The sequence below is a fragment of the Legionella anisa genome, from assembly GCF_001467525.1.
GTDB classification, from domain to species: domain Bacteria; phylum Pseudomonadota; class Gammaproteobacteria; order Legionellales; family Legionellaceae; genus Legionella; species Legionella anisa.
The window spans coordinates 81,008-100,417 of the sequence record NZ_LNXS01000054.1; the positions used below are offsets into that span (position 1 = coordinate 81,008).

Genomic DNA, 19,410 nt, shown 5'->3' on the forward strand with positions numbered 1-19,410 from the left:
AACAAAAAATTGCTTGCTCGTGATTTTATTCATTAATTGCAAATTTAAAACAAATTTTTAGCCTTCCTTTTTATGTTTCTTTTTAAAGTGTTTTACTTTTTATTTCTTTGCGCTATTTGCGGTAAGAGATAACCTGATCTCGATAAAAGCCAATTCTCGAGCTACACTGAATTAAAAATGTTTTGGATTGATTTGAGATGAAAAAGAATTTCTTAATTTATGGCTCATATGGATATACCGGTAATTTAATTGCTCAATTAAGTGTACAGCAAGGCTTAAGACCGGTATTGGCAGGCAGAGATGAAGAAAAATTAAAGCTTCAAGCCAATGCGCTAAATTTGGAATATAGAGTGTTTGATGTTAATGATCTGGAGCAAACTAAGAATGCTCTGCACGATCTCGTCGCAGTAATTCATTGTGCTGGCCCATTTAAATATACCTATGAAAATATGGTATTAGCTTGTCTTGATGTAAAGACTCATTATTTGGATATTCCCGGTGAAGTTAGAGTAATAGAACAACTGATGGCAATGAATGAACAAGCTCACGCGGCTGGAATTATGTTATTACCCGGTTCTGGATTTGATGTCGTGCCTAGTGATTGCTTGGCTGCTTATTTAAAGCAATGTTTGCCTGATGCGAACCAATTGGTTCTTGCCATTGGAACATTTGATAAAGGCAATGGTTTAAGTATTTCACATGGTACTGCTAAAACAATGATGGAAGGTATTCCTGATGGCACACTAATTCGAGAGAATGGCGCCTTAAAAAAAGTTCCTTTTTGCTGGAAAAGTCAAACTTTTGATTTTGGCACCTCAAAAAAGCGGTTATGTGCCACAACTTCGTGGGGTGATTTGGCATCAGCATGGTGGTCTACTCAGATTCCTCATATAGAAATTTATATGGCATTACCTAAAAAGATAATTCAACTTAGAGGTTTTATTAATCCTTTTAAAAAAGTTCTGGCGTGGCCACCAATTAAAAAATACATAATGCATAAAATTAATCAATTACCCGCAGGCCCTACAGAGAAGCAAAGACAAAATTCAGTTGTAAAAATCTATGGTGAAGTAAGCAATGATTCAGGAAAAAAAATTGCTGCATTAATGACTACGCCTAATGGTTATACCCTTACTGCTTTATCCACTCTGGTGATTATGCAACACGCCTTATCAGGAAATGCTCCTATTGGTTTTCAAACACCTTCTAGCGCATATACAGAAGATTTAGTCATGAAAATTCCTGAAGTGACTCGAGTTATGGTTGAATAATTGTTAGTATTCACCTGACTTTCAGGCTTGAGAATCATGAAACACATATTTTTATAGCCAAGGAGTGAGGATTAAGAAATTTTTTAGCATAAGGAGTATCATAATGATCGAAAAAAGACTTGCTGATCTGGAAGATGATGTGCAAGAAATAAAGTTAATGCAATTGGAATTGGCTGAAAAAAGCGCTCGTTTACAACTCCTTATAGAGCAGATGGAACAACAACTCGATCAATTTGAGGATACTGTGAACTCAGAAGCGCCAGAAAAAGTGAATCAAAGTGAGTTGCTTAGTGTCCATGGCTTTATAAAACCGCCAAAACAAGAAGCTGGATCTTATGAGCAGGAAGCCGGGGTCTATGAGTTGTTGTCCGGATCTTCTGTTCTTTAAAATTTAAATTAAATCAAAAATTAAGGTTTAGGAAAGTAGAAATGAACTATGCTTGGTAAATACAACTGTTGTTCGTTTTTCTCATGATAAAGGGTAGATTTTTTTTGTTCAAAAGGGTTTAATTCTTAACATCTTTGAAAAAATTATGGAAATCAGATAACTAAGCCTGTAATTGCTATTTTCCTAACGCCACAATTATCAAAAATTATGAAAGCAGATGTACAAATGGGAAATTAAGCCAATTTGTATAATTTAATCGGAGTGTCACGATGTTTTAGAGTAGCGTTACCAACAAATTCACCTTTAATTTCAGAGAGCTGTTTCATTGCATCTTCAGAAATAAGAACCTGGGAATGATACGTTTTATTTAACTGCTCTATATGAGCAGCAGAATTCACTACATCCCCAATAATAGTATATTCCTGGCGTTTTTTTGTTCCTATAGTGCCTGTTACTGCATGGCCAAAATGTAAACCAATTCCTAATTTCAGATCAGGGAGAGTACCTTTTTTTCTCTCTTCTTCGATGCATTGAATGATCGTTAATGCTGCATTTGCCGCATTAGCTACATCATTGCCGTTAGATAAAGGGGCGCCAAACACCGCCATAAAGCCGTCGCCTAAAAATTTATTGATAATCCCTTTATTATCATGAATGATTTTTACTATATGTTTAAAAAGATTATTGAGATAATCAACAACAACGGATGGTTCGTTTTGTTCGGTAAAATAACTAAAATTTCTTATGTCCAAAAACATAATGCAAACAGGTAAGTATTCACTTGCATGAGCATCTTTAGATAATAACTTAGATACAACCTCAGGCGAGACATGCCGGCCAAAAATACCCTCAATTCTATCCCGTTCTTTTTGCGCATCAAAAGCTGCAAAAAGCTGCTTTTTAATTTGAGAGGTAACAAATCCTGTAATAATACCTGCAATTAATAAAATCATTCCGCGAGCAGCAAAGGCAAACCATGCTACTAAATAGTAATCAATGCTTGTAATATTCGTATAATTGAGAATGTAATAGGAAAGTCCCCAATATTCAATGGCTGCAACCAAACCTGAAAATCGACATATCCATTCGTTTAATGTCAGTGAAGAAAGAATAATGAAAATAAAATAAAGCAAAACAGGCGGCATTAAAAGAACATATACGGGCGTTTGAAAATTTGTGGCAATAATAATCCCAAATGTAGGAATATTTATTTCGAGAAATGCGTTAAGATACCGTAGGTATGTTGGTATATTTTTTTTATGGGCGATGTATTGAGAAATTATTACTCGCATCAATAGAAAATAAAGTGTTGCACTTGCTAAATAGGCTGGTAAAAGTAAGGCTGAGATGTTGCCAATTCGAAAAAATATTTCAGGTGCGTAAATAATAAATATTATCCACATGAGAGATAATAGAGCAAAAACAATAGATAAAATTGTTGTCCTCAATTTTTCAGTTTTTAATATTTCTTCTTCTAAAGGCGTTTGAGTCATTTCCTTAACCCATTGTCTCTTATTCCTTTAGTTTAGATTATTTCAAATAAATTGGTGTAGTGAGAAGGGGGTATTCCAATATCAAATATTTAAAAGCACTGAGATGGAGTGAGAACAAATATCTCTATATATCAGTAGGGTTGAAAGCGCTGTACTTTACCAAGCTACAATGATGCCAAATGTTTGTCTTTGAGCCGCACATAATGTTGTGCTGAGTATTCTAACATCTCGAGTTCTTGATCGGTTAATTTCCTGATTGCTTTAGCTGGGTTTCCAAGATACAAATAGCCGCTTTCTAGAACTTTTCCGGGAGTGACCAATGCCCCTGCACCAACCATTACATGATGCTGTATGTGTACAGCATCTAAAATTAATGCACCCATACCAATGAGACAAAACTCATCAACAATGCAACCATGTAATACTGCTTTATGTCCAATTGTAATTCCTTGGCCTAAAATTAATGGTTGTCCGCCTGAAGTATAGGGGCCATCATGAGTAACGTGCAAAACTGCCCCATCCTGAATGCTGCAGGCATTACCTATTTTAATCGAGTTTACATCTCCACGTAGAACAGCCATAGGCCAAACTGATACATCATCACCTAAAGATACATCACCAATGATTGCTGATTTAGGATCAATATAGACTCGTTGGCCTATCGAAGGAGATTTACCTTGAAAACTGCGAATGGCATCATTCATATTATTTAAACCATAGTTACAAATTCTTCTGCGCTTGTGGGATGAATGGCAACTGTATTATCAAAATCTTTTTTACAGGCTCCCATTTTTACTGCCACCCCAAAACCTTGGAGCATCTCATCAGCTGCTAATCCGATGACGTGCAAACCAATAATTTTCTCTTCTTTCCCTAGAGTAACCAGTTTCATTACTGTAGGTGTTTTTTCATCAGCAAATGCATCAAACATTGGTGTAAAACGGGTTTGATAGATTTTAATTTGATCCTTACCGAATTGCTCAATGGCTTCTTGTTCACTAAGCCCAACTGTTCCTATTGGTGGATGACTAAAGATTACGGTGCAGATATTGTCGTAGTTTAGGCAAGCTTCTGGTTGCTGGCCAAAAAGACGATCTGCCAAACGACGACCTGCGGCAATGGCTACAGGAGTAAGGGCAGGGGCGTTAGTCGCATCACCTAGAGCATAAATCCCTTGGGTACTGGTATTTTGAAATGCATCGACCAAAACTCTCCCTTTTTCATCAGTGGAAACATTTACTTTTTCCAGTTTTAATCCATACGTTCTGGGTTTTCTCCCCACAGCAGCAATAATTACATCGATATCTTGAATAATTGAACCGCTACCGCATACGATTGATTTTCTGCCATCACTATGTAAGTTTATTTCTTGTGCTTTATGGTTTGGATGGATATGTATACCTTGCTGTTGCATGATTTCTGTTAAGGTATCACCCAAGACGTTATCAAAGCGGGATAACGGCCGCATTCCTCTCATTAATAAATGAGTTTCACTGCCTAAACTGTTTAATATCCCAGCCAGCTCTACCCCGATATACCCACTACCGATGATTGCTACTTTATCAGGCCGTTTGGTCAACGCAAAAAATCCATCCGAATCAATTGCATGCTGGCCTCCATGGATTGTTGGTGGCGACGGTTCTCCGCCTGTGGCAATGATGATATGTTGCGCCCGATAAAGGACATCATTTACTTTGATTGAATGTGCGTCGTGGAAAGCGCCAGCACCTTGAATTAAAGTGATATTAAACTGAGTAAAACGCTTTGCATAGCCTTCTCGGAGTCGTTCTATATAAGCGTTACGTTTCTTAACCAGTACTTCCCAGTCAAGTGTTGGGGATGTGAGTGAATAACCATATTCAGGTGCATGATGCATGATTTCATTAATCATGGAGGCATTGAACATAACTTTTTTGGGGACGCAACCTAAGTTAACGCAGGTACCACCCAAAAAGCTGGATTCTACTACTGCAACTTTGGCGCCATATTTAGCAGCTCGGACAGCGCTGGCAATACCACCGCTACCCCCACCCAGTACAATAAGATCAAATTGATTGTTTTTCATAGATATTTTTAAAAAAATAAGTTTATAGTATCAGGAACTGTCCAACCAACCAACATAAAATTCCTAATAATGAAGCTCACTCATTGGGATGTGTTTGAATGAAGCAGTTAAAAGATTCTGCTTCATTCAAATATGCTTTATTCGACACTTACTTTAAATTCCACATTCACATTACCGCGAATTGCATTAGAATAGGGGCAAACTTGATGTGCTTTGGCGACTAAATCTTCTGCATCTTTTTGACTTAAGCCCACAAGATGAGCATGCATTTCAACACCAAGCTTATATCCTTTTTCTGGGGTGGTATATAAGGAGACTTGAGAAAGAATCGAGGCGTCTTGCAGAGGAATTTTCTGTAAACTGGCAACATGGCGTATAGCACTCTCAAAACATGCGGAATAACCTGCAGCAAATAATTCTTCCGGATTTGTACCACCGCCTGCGCCACCTAATTCTTTGGGTTTCGCTAAGTCCAGTCTCAATAAACCATCGGAAGTTTCTATATGGCCGTTTCGGCCACCGTGCGTACGCGCTGTTGCTGTATAAAGTGCTTTCATATTTAAGTCCTTTAGTGATAACTGATACCAACGTTAGAATTGATTTATAGATTTGTCAATGAGTTAAAACTTGATATAGCGTGCTATCCACTAAATTCGATACATCGTTGCAAGCTCGTTCATCTCAGTCACGCCTTGTCTGGAACTTAGTGAATGACGCTATATATTGTGTTGCATTCATGACGTGGCACTTTGGAACTTTTTACTCCATAAAACAAACCCCTATCTAAATAATTACATACTTGTTCAGTATTTAATGTACTAAGGCACTGTGATAATGTTTTGTGATGACAACTTGGGAAAATAGCCCCTTGTGAATGGAGTGCCTGGTATTGCTGGCTTTTCCATGCGTTGAGATTGCTCGTATAATAAGTAGTAAAATTTTTAATTTTCAGATTATTATCCATGCTAAAAATTTTCATACCCGGGTAGTTATGATGGATACGACTAATCGCTGGCGTAGAAAAGGCATAGACATTGCTCCCATCATCGAGATGGATTTTTCTGATCTCATCCATATGTGTGTGCGATGTGAGGAGCGTAATTTCTCCATATGATTTTTTGTTGTTATTTAATATTTTTATAAATTCATGTAAGTACGCCTTATGCCAAACGGGTTTCCCCTTATATGAAGTTCCAGGCGGTTCATGCATGGCAATTAATAGTTGTTTGGCATGATGGTTCTTTAATTGCTTATTCAACCAAGAAAGCTGAATTAACGCATCGTGTTTCTGATTAGGATATTTTGCAAGTATGGGAGTATTGGTCCATTGAGTGGCATTTAGGGCGATCAAAATAATTTTTTTATTTCCTGGTATCACATAGCTGGAATAATACCCATCGTGATGCATGTGACTACCATCAATAATTAACCCGTTACAATGAGCACAGGCACCATTCCAATCCGTAGCAAAATTTAATGGAGAAACACCATTTGACTCGAAGGGTTGATAATTGCCAAGTAAAGAATCATTGTTCCCAGTGATATAAAAAATAGGTTTTAAATTTTTATCGTTTTTATATAGCTCATCAAATACCGTTTTTTCGAATTCCCCTTTTTTAGTTGTGTTAAATAAAGAATGAGTGGGTAAGTCACCCAAGCAAAGAATAAAGTCTACTTTTTGGCTTAACTTTTCATATTCTTTCATAGCGATTTTCAGAAACTCTGGGCCGGTATCTTCTCCATCACGTGATAAGTTGTTGTTGCCGTAATGAATATCACTAATAGTTAAAAAGCTAGGTGCTGCATATACAGAATGAAGAAAACAAAAAAGTAGTAGAACAATCTTAAAAAATGAATTCAATTGAATCTCCATTGTGGTTTATATCAAGAGACAACAATGTTCCTAGGCCGCTTCACGAATACTCCAGGTTCTTTGCACCTGATTGGGAGTATCTGTTTGCACCCAAAGTAGAATAGGGCTACCTGAAGGATTAATCGATAGAGTTTTGGAAGATAACATCACTCCAAAAGGATATTTCTTTACTACGGATTGCAGAACAGACCATACTTTTTCAGGATCGGTCTGGTTATCGTTTACTATAAGTTCATTGCCTCGATATATTATATTTACAGATTGGCCTCGCAACGCAGTTCGTAGTGCGGACTCCAAACGTCTCCATTTAGCTTGATGTGCTTTTTGCTTTTCAGCTTGGGTAGGATTTGACTGGAAACTAATACGTTGATGAGGTGAAAAAATTCGACTCAAACGACTGCTGTCTGGATTTTTTTGCAAGAAATAAGTGCATAAAGCGTCCAATACAGGACGTCCAGGCCCAGATGCTTTGCCTGGCTGTCTGTTGACATACATCGCAAACGCCAAAGTATGGCCATTGGCAGTATATAAATATCCTGAAAGGCTATTTATTCCAGTCATAGTACCTGTTTTAGCACGAACAAAACCCTGTTGCGTGGGGATACGGAATCTTTTTTGCAAGGTTCCGTCACGTCCGGATATAGGTAATGCAGATATGTATTCATAAGATAAAGGAAAACGTTGATATAAAAATTTTAATAGCGATATGGTTTGCTCTGGAGTTACTAAGCTGTAGCGTGATAAGCCTGACCCATCCGTAAAAATTGCATCAGTAAAATCGATTCCTGTTTGTGATTGTAAAAAACTCTTAATCACGGGTTCAGCATCTCGCCAGTTGACTGGCGCTCCTTTGAGTTTTTCTGCAGCATGCAAATATAAGCTGTCCGCATAGAGATTATCAGATGGTTTTAAAGTATCTGCCATTAGTTGTGACACGGGTTTAGAATGTTGTGTCGCAATGAGTAAAGAACCTGTAGGCGTTTTTCCTAATTGGACCTGGCCATTGAGTTGAATATTGTCTTTTGCTAATTGAGCCTTGATCATACCCTGTGCATACATTAAAGGATTTTTTATAGCCAAACGTTGTTGTACTGCCCATTGACCAACTCCGACACAGCCACGTACAGTTAAATGATTGTCTTGATCCAAACTAAAACCTACACCACAACCTTTGGCATTGGGTTTCGTTGTCGCCTGGTTATTTAATGCGATATCACCGCCACCATCGTCTACTTCAACAAGCGCAGGATCTCCAGCTTGAGCTCCTGGATTTACGGTAACAGTCAAGCGATTGGAATCAACCATAACAGGAGCATTGGGTGCACCATAGCTGTAGGATAAATCGGTGGCCAGCCAGCCAGGCGGATAGGGATCAACTTGCGCCAGGCTGCTATCGATGTATACATTCCCTTGAATGGTATTGATATTCCATTCCTTCAATGAGGAAAGCAGTGCTTTTAAATCATTACGATTAAATGAAGGGTCACCACTGAGTTGCACATACACATTTCCTTGGAGTATTCCTTGTTCTATTGTCCCTGCACTCATACTTAATCGATTTGCAAAACGATAATCTGGACCAAGTACCATTAATGCTGCTGCTTCGGAAAAAAGCTTCATGTTGCTTGCAGGGATATACAAACGTCCCGCATTACGGCGGTAGAGCGTTTGTCCAGAAGTGAGGTCAAGAACGACAATTCCAAGATTAACATTTGGGTTAATACGGTTAATTAATTTATCTACTTCGCCTTGAATACTGACACCATATGAGAGTGTGGATAATGCCAATAAAAATGCACCAGTAAACGTCCTTTTCATGGATGTCGTTCCTTTTTTTTCATCATATGCAGAATAGAAAATTGATAGCCATCGCCTAATCATATCGCAAGCCTAATCGCTCCAAAAGTCCCGCAAGCGTGTCATTATCAAAAAATTTAACTTGTAACCATCCACCATCACCATTATCGTTGATTATTTGTACTGGTGCACCTAATTGTTCTCCTAATACGGATTGTAATCGCTCAATGTCTCGATCTCTTTTTGCATTGTGTGGCGGAGAAAATTCTTTATTTTTTTGTATTTTTACTGCATGTTCTAACTGTCTTACTGACCATTGTTGCGTTATGGTTTGTTTCGCTAAATAGTCCTGTTGGCTTGGTTCTAACCCTACAAGAACTCGCGCATGCCCCAATGATAAGGTTTTATTCCGAATTAAATCTTTTATTTTTTCACTTAAACCCAATAAGCGAATGATATTGGCAATATGGCTACGTGATTTCCCTACTAAAGCAGCTATTTCATCTTGATGATAATTAAACTCGTCAATCAAACGTCGATAAGCGCTTGCTTCTTCAATCAAGTTTAAATCTTCTCGTTGAATGTTTTCGATTAGAGTGAGGGCACATGCTTGTTTATCACTATAATTTCCAATAAGGCAAGGGACAGTTTGTAATCCTGCTATTTTTGCAGCGCGCCATCTTCTTTCGCCTGCGATAATTTCATAACGCTGTTTTGCGATTGACCTGACGATTAGAGGTTCAATTAAACCTTGTGATGCAATTGATTGGGCGAGTTCTTTTAATGTGGTGTCATTAAAATCTTGTCTGGGTTGATATTGTCCCGCTTGAATGTTTTCTATAGGTACGTGGTGAAATTCAACGTGCATCGAAATAGTATTGAATAAAAATTGTTATGAATTGTTTCATATTTTGGTGGGAATGAAAATAGTCAGGTTGGCTGTAAATACAATCAATGTAGCCTGGGTGAAGCGTAGCGTAACCCGGGATATAGGGCCGCTTTAGTTACTCCGAAAACCCCGGGTTACGCTACGCTTCACCCAGGCTACGATCCTGCTCTCCGTTTTACAGCAAACCATACAATATCGCTGAGATAGCGATGATGCCCATGATGGTTGTAAATACATTACTTACACGATCAGTTTTATATTTTTTCATTGCCGGAATTTTAGCAATTGCATACATAGGCATAATAAACAATAGGATAGCAATAACGGGCCCACCCAGAGTTTCTATCATTTTTAAGATGTTGGGATTTATAGTGGCAACAACCCAACAGGTAAGAACCATAAAAATTTCAATGACGCGTTGCAACTTGCATTGGCTTATTGTTTTTCCTGTTGGTTTTAATAGATTCACAATAATGCTGCTCAAACCTTCTTTAGCACCTAAATAATGACCTAAAAAGGATTTGGAAATCGCAATAAAGGCAATAATAGGAGCGATACAAGCAATCAAAGGTGTTTTAAAATGATTTGCTAGATAAGACAGGATAGAAATGTTTTGTTGTTTTGCTTGCAAAAGGTCTTGCGGTGAAAGACTGAAAACGCAACTGAATACAAAGAACATCACTGAAAAGACCATAAGTAAATGACTGTAGCGCATGATCGCCGTACTGTTACTGTCCGCATCAATTCCATATTGCTGTTTTTGATTGACCGCAAAAGAAGAAATAATGGGTGAATGATTAAAAGAAAATACCATGACTGGAATGACTAACCACATGGTCATTAACAGTCCATGTCCTCCATTAGCATGCAATGAATTGCTTTGTTGTAAAATGGCACTATTCCAGTTGGGAATTAAATAAATAGATAAAAATAATAATATAGTTGCAAAAGGATAAACCAATAAAGACATTGATTTGACAATTATTTCCTGTCCAAATCGGACTATGGCCATGAGTGCAAGTATAAGTATGATCGATAAAAGTGCTCTTGGGGGCGCGGACATACCGAGCTGATTCACAAGAAAGCTTTCAGTAGTATTCGTAATTGCCACGCTATACATTAATAAGATTGGATAAATTGCAAAAAAATATAAACCGGTCAGTATCCTTCCTGAAAAAGTACCAAAGTGTTCTTCAACCACATCGGTAATGTCATTCTGAGTAGAAGAACCTGATAAAACAAAGCGGCATAATGCTCTATGTGAAAAGTAAGTCATGGGAAAGGCAAGTACGGCCATTATAATTAAGGGCCAAATCCCATTAAGTCCGGCATCTATTGGAAGAAAAAGGGTTCCGGCGCCTACGGCTGTACCGTAAAGACTTAACATCCAAACGGTATCATGTTTTGTCCATGAATATTTTTTATTTACTGCTAGAGGTGAAAGTACTGCAGATTCATTTGATGACATTAAAATATCCTTTATATATAACGGACACAACGTTCAATATTAACACTGTGAATCCAATATTTCAACAAAATTTTTTTCTTTTGTACAGATGGCTAATATTCTAGTTTCGTGCCATAAAGTCTGTCCCCTGCATCGCCTAATCCTGGAATAATATAGCCTTTTTCATTGAGCTGCTGGTCTATGGCCGCTGTGAAAATAGGAACCTCTGGATGCTCGTCATGAAATGCTGCTATCCCTTCTGGAGAGGCAAGCAGGCAGAGAAATTTGATTGATTGAGGCTCAATTGCCTTAATTTCCTTGACTGCGGCGATTGCTGAATTTCCAGTTGCCAACATGGGATCAACTACAATCACATCACGATCTCGAGTATGTTCTGGGAGCTTAATATAGTACTCGACAGCTTCTAGGGTTTTCGGATCACGGTACAAGCCAATATGACCAATTCGTGCTGTAGGTACAAGTTGTAGCATGCCATCGACTAAACCATTCCCGGCACGCAAAATTGAAACAAAAACCATTTTTTTACCTTTTAAAACCGGTGATTGCATTACGGCTAAGGGTGTTTCGATTTCTTCATATTCCATTTCCAAATCACGAGTGATTTCATATGCGAGCAACATACTGATTTCATGCATCAATGTGCGAAACTTAACGGTGCTGGTATCTTTTCGACGCATAATTGTTAATTTATGCTGAATTAATGGATGCTGCACTACCACTACACGTTGATTGTTCATTTTAACTCCAAACTGCGGTTTTATGTGAAAAAATGTAGCCTGGGTGAAGCGATGCGGAACCTGGGAAATCCATGATGGAAAACCCGGGTTGCGGCTGATCCTTCACCCAAACAACATGTCTTAAATTAAAAAACTGTGCCATCACTAATAATCTGTATTGGTGGAATACCTTGGGAACGTTTTTGTTTGGCAATTCGTCGTCCTGCCTCCCAGGTTCCTCCTTGCAAAATTTTAGCCAAAGGAAGTTCTTTGGTATTTTTTTGCAGTTTTTTCCTGATTAATGCGGCTAATTCATCCAATAACGCAATGGTTAATGCACGCCACTCCACAATTGCTTCTGCATCTGGTGGGAGTGCCTCTTCCAGAATTTTCTTATTTTTAATTTGCAGCAACCCACAATCGATGAGTAAACCACCATTTCGATATTCTGGCAAACCGGTTAGTTCTTCCAGATGAGTTACTGTAATTCCTGCTTGCTCCAAGGGTTCAATCAAAGAATAAGTTAACCATTGGGATAATTTATGAAATGGAATGTATTCCGATCCAGATTCATTTGATTTGAATGCACTATATTGCCACACATCTCCAAGTGAGACTCCATGAAATAGCAGTCTTGTTGGCCATATTTCATTAAATGTATCGAGCACTTCATGAAAAATCTGAGATGCAGTAAGTGTGTCATTTGATGCCAAAGAACTCATGTAGGTATAAAAGTTACCTAAGCGGCTTTCTTTTTCAAAATGATGTTCGTCTTGTTGTATTAATGCACCGAGTCGATTCAGCAATGCAACTCGTCCAAAAAGGCCATCTAAAGGATTTGTGGCAGTGACTTGAAAACCATCACGTAGGTCAGCTTCATTAAAAGACAATAAGCGCTCAGCATCTACTCTCAACGGTTGGGATGGGCGAGCACTAAACATTCCTTTTTGATAAAGAGAAAGACTTGCTAGGGCGAGACCTTCGGAGCGCGAATATTCGACTCCTGTTTCAGGCTCTTTATAGCGCCAGTATTGGCCAGCACCTGCATCGAGGAATACACTGATGATAACCAGTTCGTAAAGAATTTTACCCCATTCATCTGCAGATAAGATACCCAATTGTTCCCGCATTTTTTTTATTCGATTAATATTCCCAGCTTCAAAATGACGCCAACGACTGTGATAGGGAATATCAAGATTTGGATAGTTATCTTGAATGACTTCGATGACAAATGAAGCTGTAGTGGTCATTTTTTCTGGATCTAAGAAAAAGTATGCTGATTGGTCTTGTTTGACTCGCTCTAAAATAGCTTGGGAACGTACGCGTATAGTGCGCGGATCCCTTAACGTGGCTAATACTTGGGCAATTTCTTGTTCATTACTCATTAAGATCACGTCCTTTGGTTTTCGCTAATTCATTAATATCAACGATTCGATTAGGTGAATAATACCCTGCCGCACGTTTGGCATTCATTTCTACTTGAGCATCAAGAGGAATGAGCTCATCGGGAATGCTTACTCGTTCTACAACATGAATCCCTGACTTGAGTAATGCGTCATATTTCATATTGGACATCGAAACAAAACGATGAATTTTGGTGATGCCAAGCCAATGTAAAATATCCGACATGAGTTCTTGGAAGCGCATATCCTGGACTCCTGCGACACACTCCGTTCGTTCAAAGTATTTAGCCGCAGTATCCCCACCTTTCTGTCTTTTGCGGGCGTTATAGACCAAAAATTTGGTCACTTCACCCAAAGCTCTCCCTTCTTTTCGATTATAAACAATCAAACCGGCTCCACCTTTCTGGGCAGACTCAATAGACAATTCAATCCCATGTACCAAATAGGGGCGACAGGTACAAATATCGGAGCCGAATACATCAGAACCATTACATTCATCATGAATACGACAGGTAAGCTCAATTTTGGGATCGTGGATGGTGGTTGCGTCACCAAAAAAATAGGCGGTTAATCCACCTATAGGGGGTAAAAAAACATCGAAGTCAGAGCGTGTTACTAATTCAGGGAACATTCCAGCTGTTTGCTCAAATAAGGTACGACGTAAAAGTGATTCTGAAATTCCAAAGCGTTCAGCAATTCCAGGTAAATACCAGACTGGTTCCACAGCGACTTTAGTGACTGCGACATCACCTGATTCTTTTAATATTTTTCCATCAGGTTTGAGGCGGCCTCTTTGGATGGCTGTATGCAATTCAGGAATATTAATATGGGCTTTGGTAACTGCTATTGTAGGGCGAATATCATATCCCGCTTGAATTTCTTCCGAAAATACACTGGCAACTAGATGTCCCCAAGGATCGATGGAGATGATTTTCTGGGTATCGTACCATTGGGGATATGGGCCAATAGCTACAGGCGGCGTAGTATCGGTAAGGTCTGGTACGTGCTCTGAGTCCAACACTCCGGCAGCAACTGCTAGTGCTCGATAAACTGAATATGATCCAGAGTGCGTGCCGACTGCATTGCGATTTTTTATATTCGTAAGAGAGGCAATTACCGGGCCGCGTTCTTTAGGGTTTTCTGCGCCCCATTTTATTTTTAGCGGTGCAGCGGTATGCCCAGATGGATGTGATGATAAGACAATATGCCCTTTTGATTTTTTTTTTGAATCATCTTGCACCATAATACAATCCTTTAAATGACTACAACTCGATAAATTCATCATAACAGAAGAAATTAATTGGTAGAAAGTACTATTTTCCTTATTGAATAGGGGAGGTATGAGTCATTGTACTGGGTTAATATTCTCGCTATTATGGTTTCGTTTTTAATAATGATTTACCCCTAGAGTCTGTAAACAGAGTCTAATTTAAATTTTTTTGTAACCTGGGTTTTGCGTTGTTGCCGCAGGCTACGATGATTTTTTATAGAAAATGTGAGCCATTACTACAGGAAAAATTGCCTATGACCACTTTAATTATTTGTTTGTTTATTGCGATATTGTTCCCATATCTTCTCAAGCTTGTTGTTGCTAATTTTATGCAAAAAGAAGGGCAATATGATAATCATTATCCAAGAGCGCAACAGGCACGATTACAAGGAATGGGGGCGCGCGCAGTTGCAGCTCATCAAAACAGTTTTGAAGCTTTGCTTGTATTTGCGACTGCGACATTAACCGCAATAGCAACTCATCATATCGGAGTAACAATTCAAATTTTGGCGATTATTTTTATCGTTTCTCGAGTTATTTATAGCTATTTTTATTTAATGGATATGGCTTCCTTAAGATCAACGATTTGGTTTATTGGTTATATTTGTTGTTTGATTATTTTGGGACTATGCATGGTGTGATTGCACCATGAACTCAGTTTGGAGTAGGTCATTAATCCAGGGGTTAAAAAGGTTTTTTTGATGCACAAAGAAAATGATGTACAACAGGTTTCGTTACAACCTTTGCTGATTTTTGTTATTTTAATGCTCATGGTATTGATGCAGATGACTACTGATCAGTATGTTCCTTCATTACCTGCAATTACGAAAGAGTTTCACAGTAGTGAAGCATCCATTCAATTAACGTTATCTCTTTTTATGCTCGGTTTGAGTATTTCCCATGTATTTTATGGTCCTTTATCAGATAAAATTGGTCGCAAACCACCTCTTATTTTTGGTGTTGGCCTAAGTATCTTAGGCAGTTTATGCTGTTTTCTCGCTCCTTCAGTTTTAGTCTTGATTATTGGCCGTTTCATTCAGGGATTTGGCATTGGATGTTGTGGTTCAGTAGGCCGATCTCTAGTTCGCGATCTTTTTACCGACAGAATTTTATCTAAGATTGGTTCTTATGTAGGGATTGTGAGTGTTTTTATTATGGTGGCATCTCCAATTCTAGGGGGATATATTCAGGAGCATTTTGGATGGCGTATCAATTTTTTATTTTTACTCGTATTTGGTATCGCAATATGGATCTTGGCATTATGTACACTTCCTGAAACCAATAAAAATCTTAATCCTCATGCAACTCAATTTAGAGTAATGCGTGATAATTATTTAACCTTGTTACAATCTAAAGTGTTTTTAGGCTATGCATTGTGTGCCTGTCTTGCTTCTGCGGGTATAATTGGTTATCTCGCGATTGCTCCCTTTCTTTTTCAAGACACATTAGGACTTAGTCCTATAGAGTTTGGCCAATTAACCATTTTTATTGCCGGTGCAATTTGTGTGAGCGGAATAATTAACAGCCAAATGGTGATGAGAAAAGGTGTATCCTACATGGTATTTATCGGAATTGTCTTCATGGTAATAGGTGGTTTTACCATGCTCTTTTTGTCGCTCATAGGATTGCAGAATGTACTCTCCATCATGATTCCTGTGTCGTTGTTTAGCATGGGAATGGGGTTTACTTTTATCAATGCATTTGCCGGCGCTTTTCATCCATTTCCCCATATGGCGGGAACAGTAGGGGCCTTATATGCATGCATGCAAGACTTAAGTGCCGCATTGTCTAGTGGAATTATCGCTCTAGGTGAGTGGTATGGCCAATTCTCTTTAGCTATACTCTTACTTATTTTAGGCTTAGGTTCTTTCGCTTCATGGTATTATCTGGCCTCAAAAGATCATTAAGAGGTATTGTTTATGAAAATTACTGAGACAGAATTAAAAAATATTATATCCAAATTATCAGGCACGAACGCAGAAGAAATTCATAATGATACGGCGTTAATTGAAGACTTGCATTTAGATTCTTTAAAAATTGTTGAATTACTGGCCATTCTTAGCGAAGAATATAATTTAACAGTGACTGAAGAGGATGCAATGAATTTTCATACTTATAAAGATTTATTTGAGTTTACTCAGGCGTAATTTTTTGTACCTTTTTATTTCTGTTCATATGGATTTGACATCGTTCCTTATAACATAGATTCTAAACCCGGGTTACGGCGATGCCTCCACCCAGGCTACTTTTTTAGGGATTCAAATTCGAACTTAATAGGTTTTCATTATTCTGTTGTTTCAAAAAATAAGAAATCAACATACAAACGACGAGTACACCTAAGGCAACTCCACTAAATAATGTGAGATTTTGACTGGAATATGCTGATTTTGGTTTTGCTGTTTCCTCTGTTAATTTACCAATCTTATACCACTCATGTTCCGAAGCGAATAATTTAGAGTCTGGCTCAATTTTTTGATAACGTTTGAGTAAATTGCTCCATTGTTCTCTGTGTTTTCTTTCATAGATTTCAGCATTCGCTTTATCCAGCAATGTATCACCTTTTTGAGATTCGGATTGCGTCAGAAAATCACTGCATTTTTTGTGTAACTCCCGGATTGGCTGAGCGAATTCTTCTTTATTATATCGGGTAGTCGCATTACGTTTTAATATCGGGAGGGCATGTCCAAGACTCTTATCCTCTAATTTTATCGAAGGATTTTCAGCTATTTTCAGGGCGAGATCCAAAATATAAAAAGCAATAGCCACACTATCATATTCAGTTTGTCTTTGTGTTTCTGTTACAGGTTTTGATTCAGGAGAATAGACAATGTTTGCTGAGTGAGCGATCTCCTTTAATTTTTTGATTTGCTCATTTACTCGTGACATAAGTGGAGTATGGATGTTGTTTTCATCAAGAAGCCAACCTGCATATCCCCTTAGATGTTCTTGCTCAAGATAAAACTTTATTTGATTAAAAAGAGTAGTAAAATGTTCTGGATCAGCGTAACCCTGTTGTGGATTTTCTAATTCTTTGATTAATTGTTCCGCAAATCCTAATAGTTCATTGACTTCTTGAAAAACGAGTTGACCATTTAGGCGTGCATCTGGACCTATTCCTATTTTGGGCAAAGCAACATATTTTTTAATTTGGATATCAATTAATTCACATAAAAATTCGAACAGTTCTTTTTGATTTTTCATGATTTCGTCCATTAACAAATTTGAGCCACTAGAGTATTCGATGATTCTAATTGATGCAATTAAATCATACTTTTGATTTTCTTTCTGAGTTGTTTTTTTACTTTATTTTTCTTAAAGGGATATATAATAAAAAGAAGCAGTCGAAGATACGTTAGGAAAAATATGGAAACAAATCGAGGCTTACCCGTAACGACTCAGTCGTTGCAAGTAATAGAAAGCATTAACCATTTCCATCAACAAATCTTAGGAGCAGGCAAGGAGCCTCATAATATTCTCGAGGCAGTCAAAATAAATCCTGATAATTTGCTCCTACAGGTTTATACTGCTGCATTTTATCTTTATGGCCAGACTGATCCAGCCACTGCTTTAGCAAAAGAACATTTGCTGCAGGCTGAAAAATTATTGAATTCAGTTAATTTAAGAGAAAAATTAACGTATCAAGCAGCTAAAGCTTGGATGAATTTGGAGTATGAAAGTGCTTTGACTATTTTAGCGGCTTTAACGGCTTTATATCCACGCGATACTTTAGCAGCAAAGTTTGCTGAATGGTTATTTTATTGTTCGGGACAGGCTTACACCAGTCATCACTATTTGAAATTTTGTGAACGAATAGCAGCACATAATCAAGATGAGTCCCATTTTTTAGCCATGCATTCTTTTGCAGCGGAATTATCGGGTCATCTATCCGATGCGCAACGTTTGGCAGAACAGGCTTTGACCATCGAACCACTTACACCTTGGGCTCATCATACTTTGGCTCATGTCTATCTCAACACAAAGAATAGTGCCAAAGGGATAGCCGCTTTAGAAACGTTCCGAGGAAGCTGGGAACAGATCTCACCACTTCTTCGTGGACATAACAGTTGGCATTTAGCTTTATTTTACCTTGCATTACGGCAAGCGGATAAGGTAATGGATTTATATCCTGTTATTTTTGGTACTTCTCCAGAAATCATTACCGAACAAATAGATGCCATCTCATTATTATGGCGTCTGGACATGGCTGGATTTCCGCAATTAGAACAATTTAATGCTCTTGCACATTATCTTGATGAAAATCCTTTTACACATTATACCGGTTTTAACACAGTCCATTATGTATATTGTCTTACTCGTTTAGGTCAAGAGGACGCAGTTCAAAGAGCACTGGACTCCATTGAAACTTATGCTCAAACTCTGGCGAAGGGATATAATCAATCGTTGTGGCGTTCCGTTATCTTACCTTTGAGTCAAGGGATTCATGCTTTTGTTAATCATGATTTTCAATCAGCCTGTGACTTGATGGCTCCTTGTATTTCCAGGCGCACTGAAATTGGTGGCAGTGATGCACAGTCAGAAATCATTGCTCAGACTTATTTGCTTTGTTTAGTACACAGTAATAAAAAAAAGGCAGCAAAAGAGTTTTTCAATTTTCATTTAGCACACTATAAAGAAACACCACTGGCTGAATTTTGGTTTAGTTCAAAACTAAGTTTTTAATAAAAAATAAACTGTAGTTTGGGTTCGTAACCTGGGTGCAGCGAAGCGGAACCCGGGAAAATTGGTAATTTAAAACCCGGGTTCCGCTTCGCTGCAC

Annotated in this window: 18 protein-coding genes; 6 read left to right on the forward strand and 12 right to left on the reverse strand. The window is 38.1% G+C overall.

The window, feature by feature from the left end; genetic code table 11:
• The first annotated feature begins 197 nt into the window (after positions 1 to 197).
• Together Lani_RS16830 and Lani_RS16835 are read left to right on the forward strand one after the other, a co-directional pair.
• Entirely contained in the window at positions 198 to 1,271 is a 1,074-nt protein-coding gene (locus tag Lani_RS16830; RefSeq protein ID WP_019232943.1) for a saccharopine dehydrogenase family protein, read from the forward strand.
• Positions 1,272 to 1,374: 103 nt separating this feature from the next.
• A complete protein-coding gene (locus Lani_RS16835; protein ID WP_019232944.1) occupies positions 1,375 to 1,659 on the forward strand; it encodes a hypothetical protein in 285 nt (94 codons plus the stop codon).
• Positions 1,660 to 1,892: 233 nt separating this feature from the next.
• Here Lani_RS16835 and Lani_RS16840 read toward each other — a convergent pair whose 3' ends face one another.
• The 11 genes from Lani_RS16840 to Lani_RS16890 all read right to left on the reverse strand — a co-directional run bounded on the left by Lani_RS16840 (position 1,893) and on the right by Lani_RS16890 (position 14,606).
• Positions 1,893 to 3,152: an adenylate/guanylate cyclase domain-containing protein gene (locus Lani_RS16840; protein ID WP_019232945.1), complete on the reverse strand. Its 1,260-nt coding sequence runs from the start codon at positions 3,150 to 3,152 to the stop codon at positions 1,893 to 1,895.
• 164 nt (positions 3,153 to 3,316) lie between these two features.
• Positions 3,317 to 3,856 (reverse strand): gamma carbonic anhydrase family protein, encoded by a 540-nt coding sequence (locus Lani_RS16845; protein WP_019232946.1) that lies wholly within the window; start codon positions 3,854 to 3,856, stop codon positions 3,317 to 3,319.
• A 5-nt stretch (positions 3,857 to 3,861) separates the two neighbouring features.
• Positions 3,862 to 5,217, reverse strand: coding sequence for a glutathione-disulfide reductase (gene gorA / locus Lani_RS16850; protein WP_019232947.1), 1,356 nt, complete (start codon positions 5,215 to 5,217; stop codon positions 3,862 to 3,864).
• A 137-nt stretch (positions 5,218 to 5,354) separates the two neighbouring features.
• Positions 5,355 to 5,774, reverse strand: coding sequence for an organic hydroperoxide resistance protein (locus Lani_RS16855; protein WP_019232948.1), 420 nt, complete (start codon positions 5,772 to 5,774; stop codon positions 5,355 to 5,357).
• 146 nt (positions 5,775 to 5,920) lie between these two features.
• Positions 5,921 to 7,078, reverse strand: a complete 1,158-nt coding sequence (locus Lani_RS16860; protein WP_040522218.1) for a metallophosphoesterase — start codon at positions 7,076 to 7,078, stop codon at positions 5,921 to 5,923.
• A gap of 42 nt (positions 7,079 to 7,120) precedes the next feature.
• Positions 7,121 to 8,908 carry a D-alanyl-D-alanine carboxypeptidase/D-alanyl-D-alanine endopeptidase gene (gene dacB / locus Lani_RS16865; RefSeq protein ID WP_040522220.1) on the reverse strand — a complete coding sequence of 596 codons (1,788 nt, stop codon included), beginning with the start codon at positions 8,906 to 8,908 and terminating at the stop codon, positions 7,121 to 7,123.
• 55 nt (positions 8,909 to 8,963) lie between these two features.
• Positions 8,964 to 9,755: a ParB/RepB/Spo0J family partition protein gene (locus Lani_RS16870; RefSeq protein ID WP_019232951.1), complete on the reverse strand. Its 792-nt coding sequence runs from the start codon at positions 9,753 to 9,755 to the stop codon at positions 8,964 to 8,966.
• 196 nt (positions 9,756 to 9,951) lie between these two features.
• Entirely contained in the window at positions 9,952 to 11,244 is a 1,293-nt protein-coding gene (locus tag Lani_RS16875) for a serine/threonine transporter (protein WP_019232952.1), read from the reverse strand.
• A gap of 92 nt (positions 11,245 to 11,336) precedes the next feature.
• The gene (upp, locus tag Lani_RS16880; RefSeq protein ID WP_019232953.1) at positions 11,337 to 11,981 is read right to left on the reverse strand and encodes a uracil phosphoribosyltransferase; all 645 of its coding nucleotides are present in this window, start codon (positions 11,979 to 11,981) and stop codon (positions 11,337 to 11,339) included.
• A 125-nt stretch (positions 11,982 to 12,106) separates the two neighbouring features.
• Positions 12,107 to 13,345, reverse strand: a complete 1,239-nt coding sequence (locus Lani_RS16885) for a URC4/urg3 family protein (protein WP_019232954.1) — start codon at positions 13,343 to 13,345, stop codon at positions 12,107 to 12,109.
• The gene (locus Lani_RS16890; protein WP_019232955.1) at positions 13,338 to 14,606 is read right to left on the reverse strand and encodes a GTP cyclohydrolase II; all 1,269 of its coding nucleotides are present in this window, start codon (positions 14,604 to 14,606) and stop codon (positions 13,338 to 13,340) included. The genes Lani_RS16885 and Lani_RS16890 overlap by 8 nt, the downstream gene beginning before the upstream one ends.
• Before the next feature lie 281 nt (positions 14,607 to 14,887).
• Between Lani_RS16890 and Lani_RS16895 the strand changes: the two genes are divergently transcribed.
• The 3 genes from Lani_RS16895 to Lani_RS16905 are packed head-to-tail and all read left to right on the forward strand — an operon-like array spanning position 14,888 to position 16,780.
• A complete protein-coding gene (locus Lani_RS16895) occupies positions 14,888 to 15,274 on the forward strand; it encodes an MAPEG family protein (protein WP_019232956.1) in 387 nt (128 codons plus the stop codon).
• Positions 15,275 to 15,334: 60 nt separating this feature from the next.
• Complete coding sequence (locus Lani_RS16900; RefSeq protein WP_019232957.1) at positions 15,335 to 16,540, forward strand: multidrug effflux MFS transporter; 1,206 nt, start codon at positions 15,335 to 15,337, stop codon at positions 16,538 to 16,540.
• A 12-nt stretch (positions 16,541 to 16,552) separates the two neighbouring features.
• On the forward strand, positions 16,553 to 16,780 hold the full coding sequence (locus Lani_RS16905) for an acyl carrier protein (protein WP_019232958.1): 228 nt from the start codon (positions 16,553 to 16,555) through the stop codon (positions 16,778 to 16,780).
• 103 nt (positions 16,781 to 16,883) lie between these two features.
• Here Lani_RS16905 and Lani_RS16910 read toward each other — a convergent pair whose 3' ends face one another.
• Positions 16,884 to 17,834 (reverse strand): hypothetical protein, encoded by a 951-nt coding sequence (locus Lani_RS16910; RefSeq protein ID WP_019232959.1) that lies wholly within the window; start codon positions 17,832 to 17,834, stop codon positions 16,884 to 16,886.
• 162 nt (positions 17,835 to 17,996) lie between these two features.
• Between Lani_RS16910 and Lani_RS16915 the strand changes: the two genes are divergently transcribed.
• Entirely contained in the window at positions 17,997 to 19,313 is a 1,317-nt protein-coding gene (locus Lani_RS16915) for a tetratricopeptide repeat protein (protein ID WP_019232960.1), read from the forward strand.
• Positions 19,314 to 19,410: the final 97 nt, after the last annotated feature.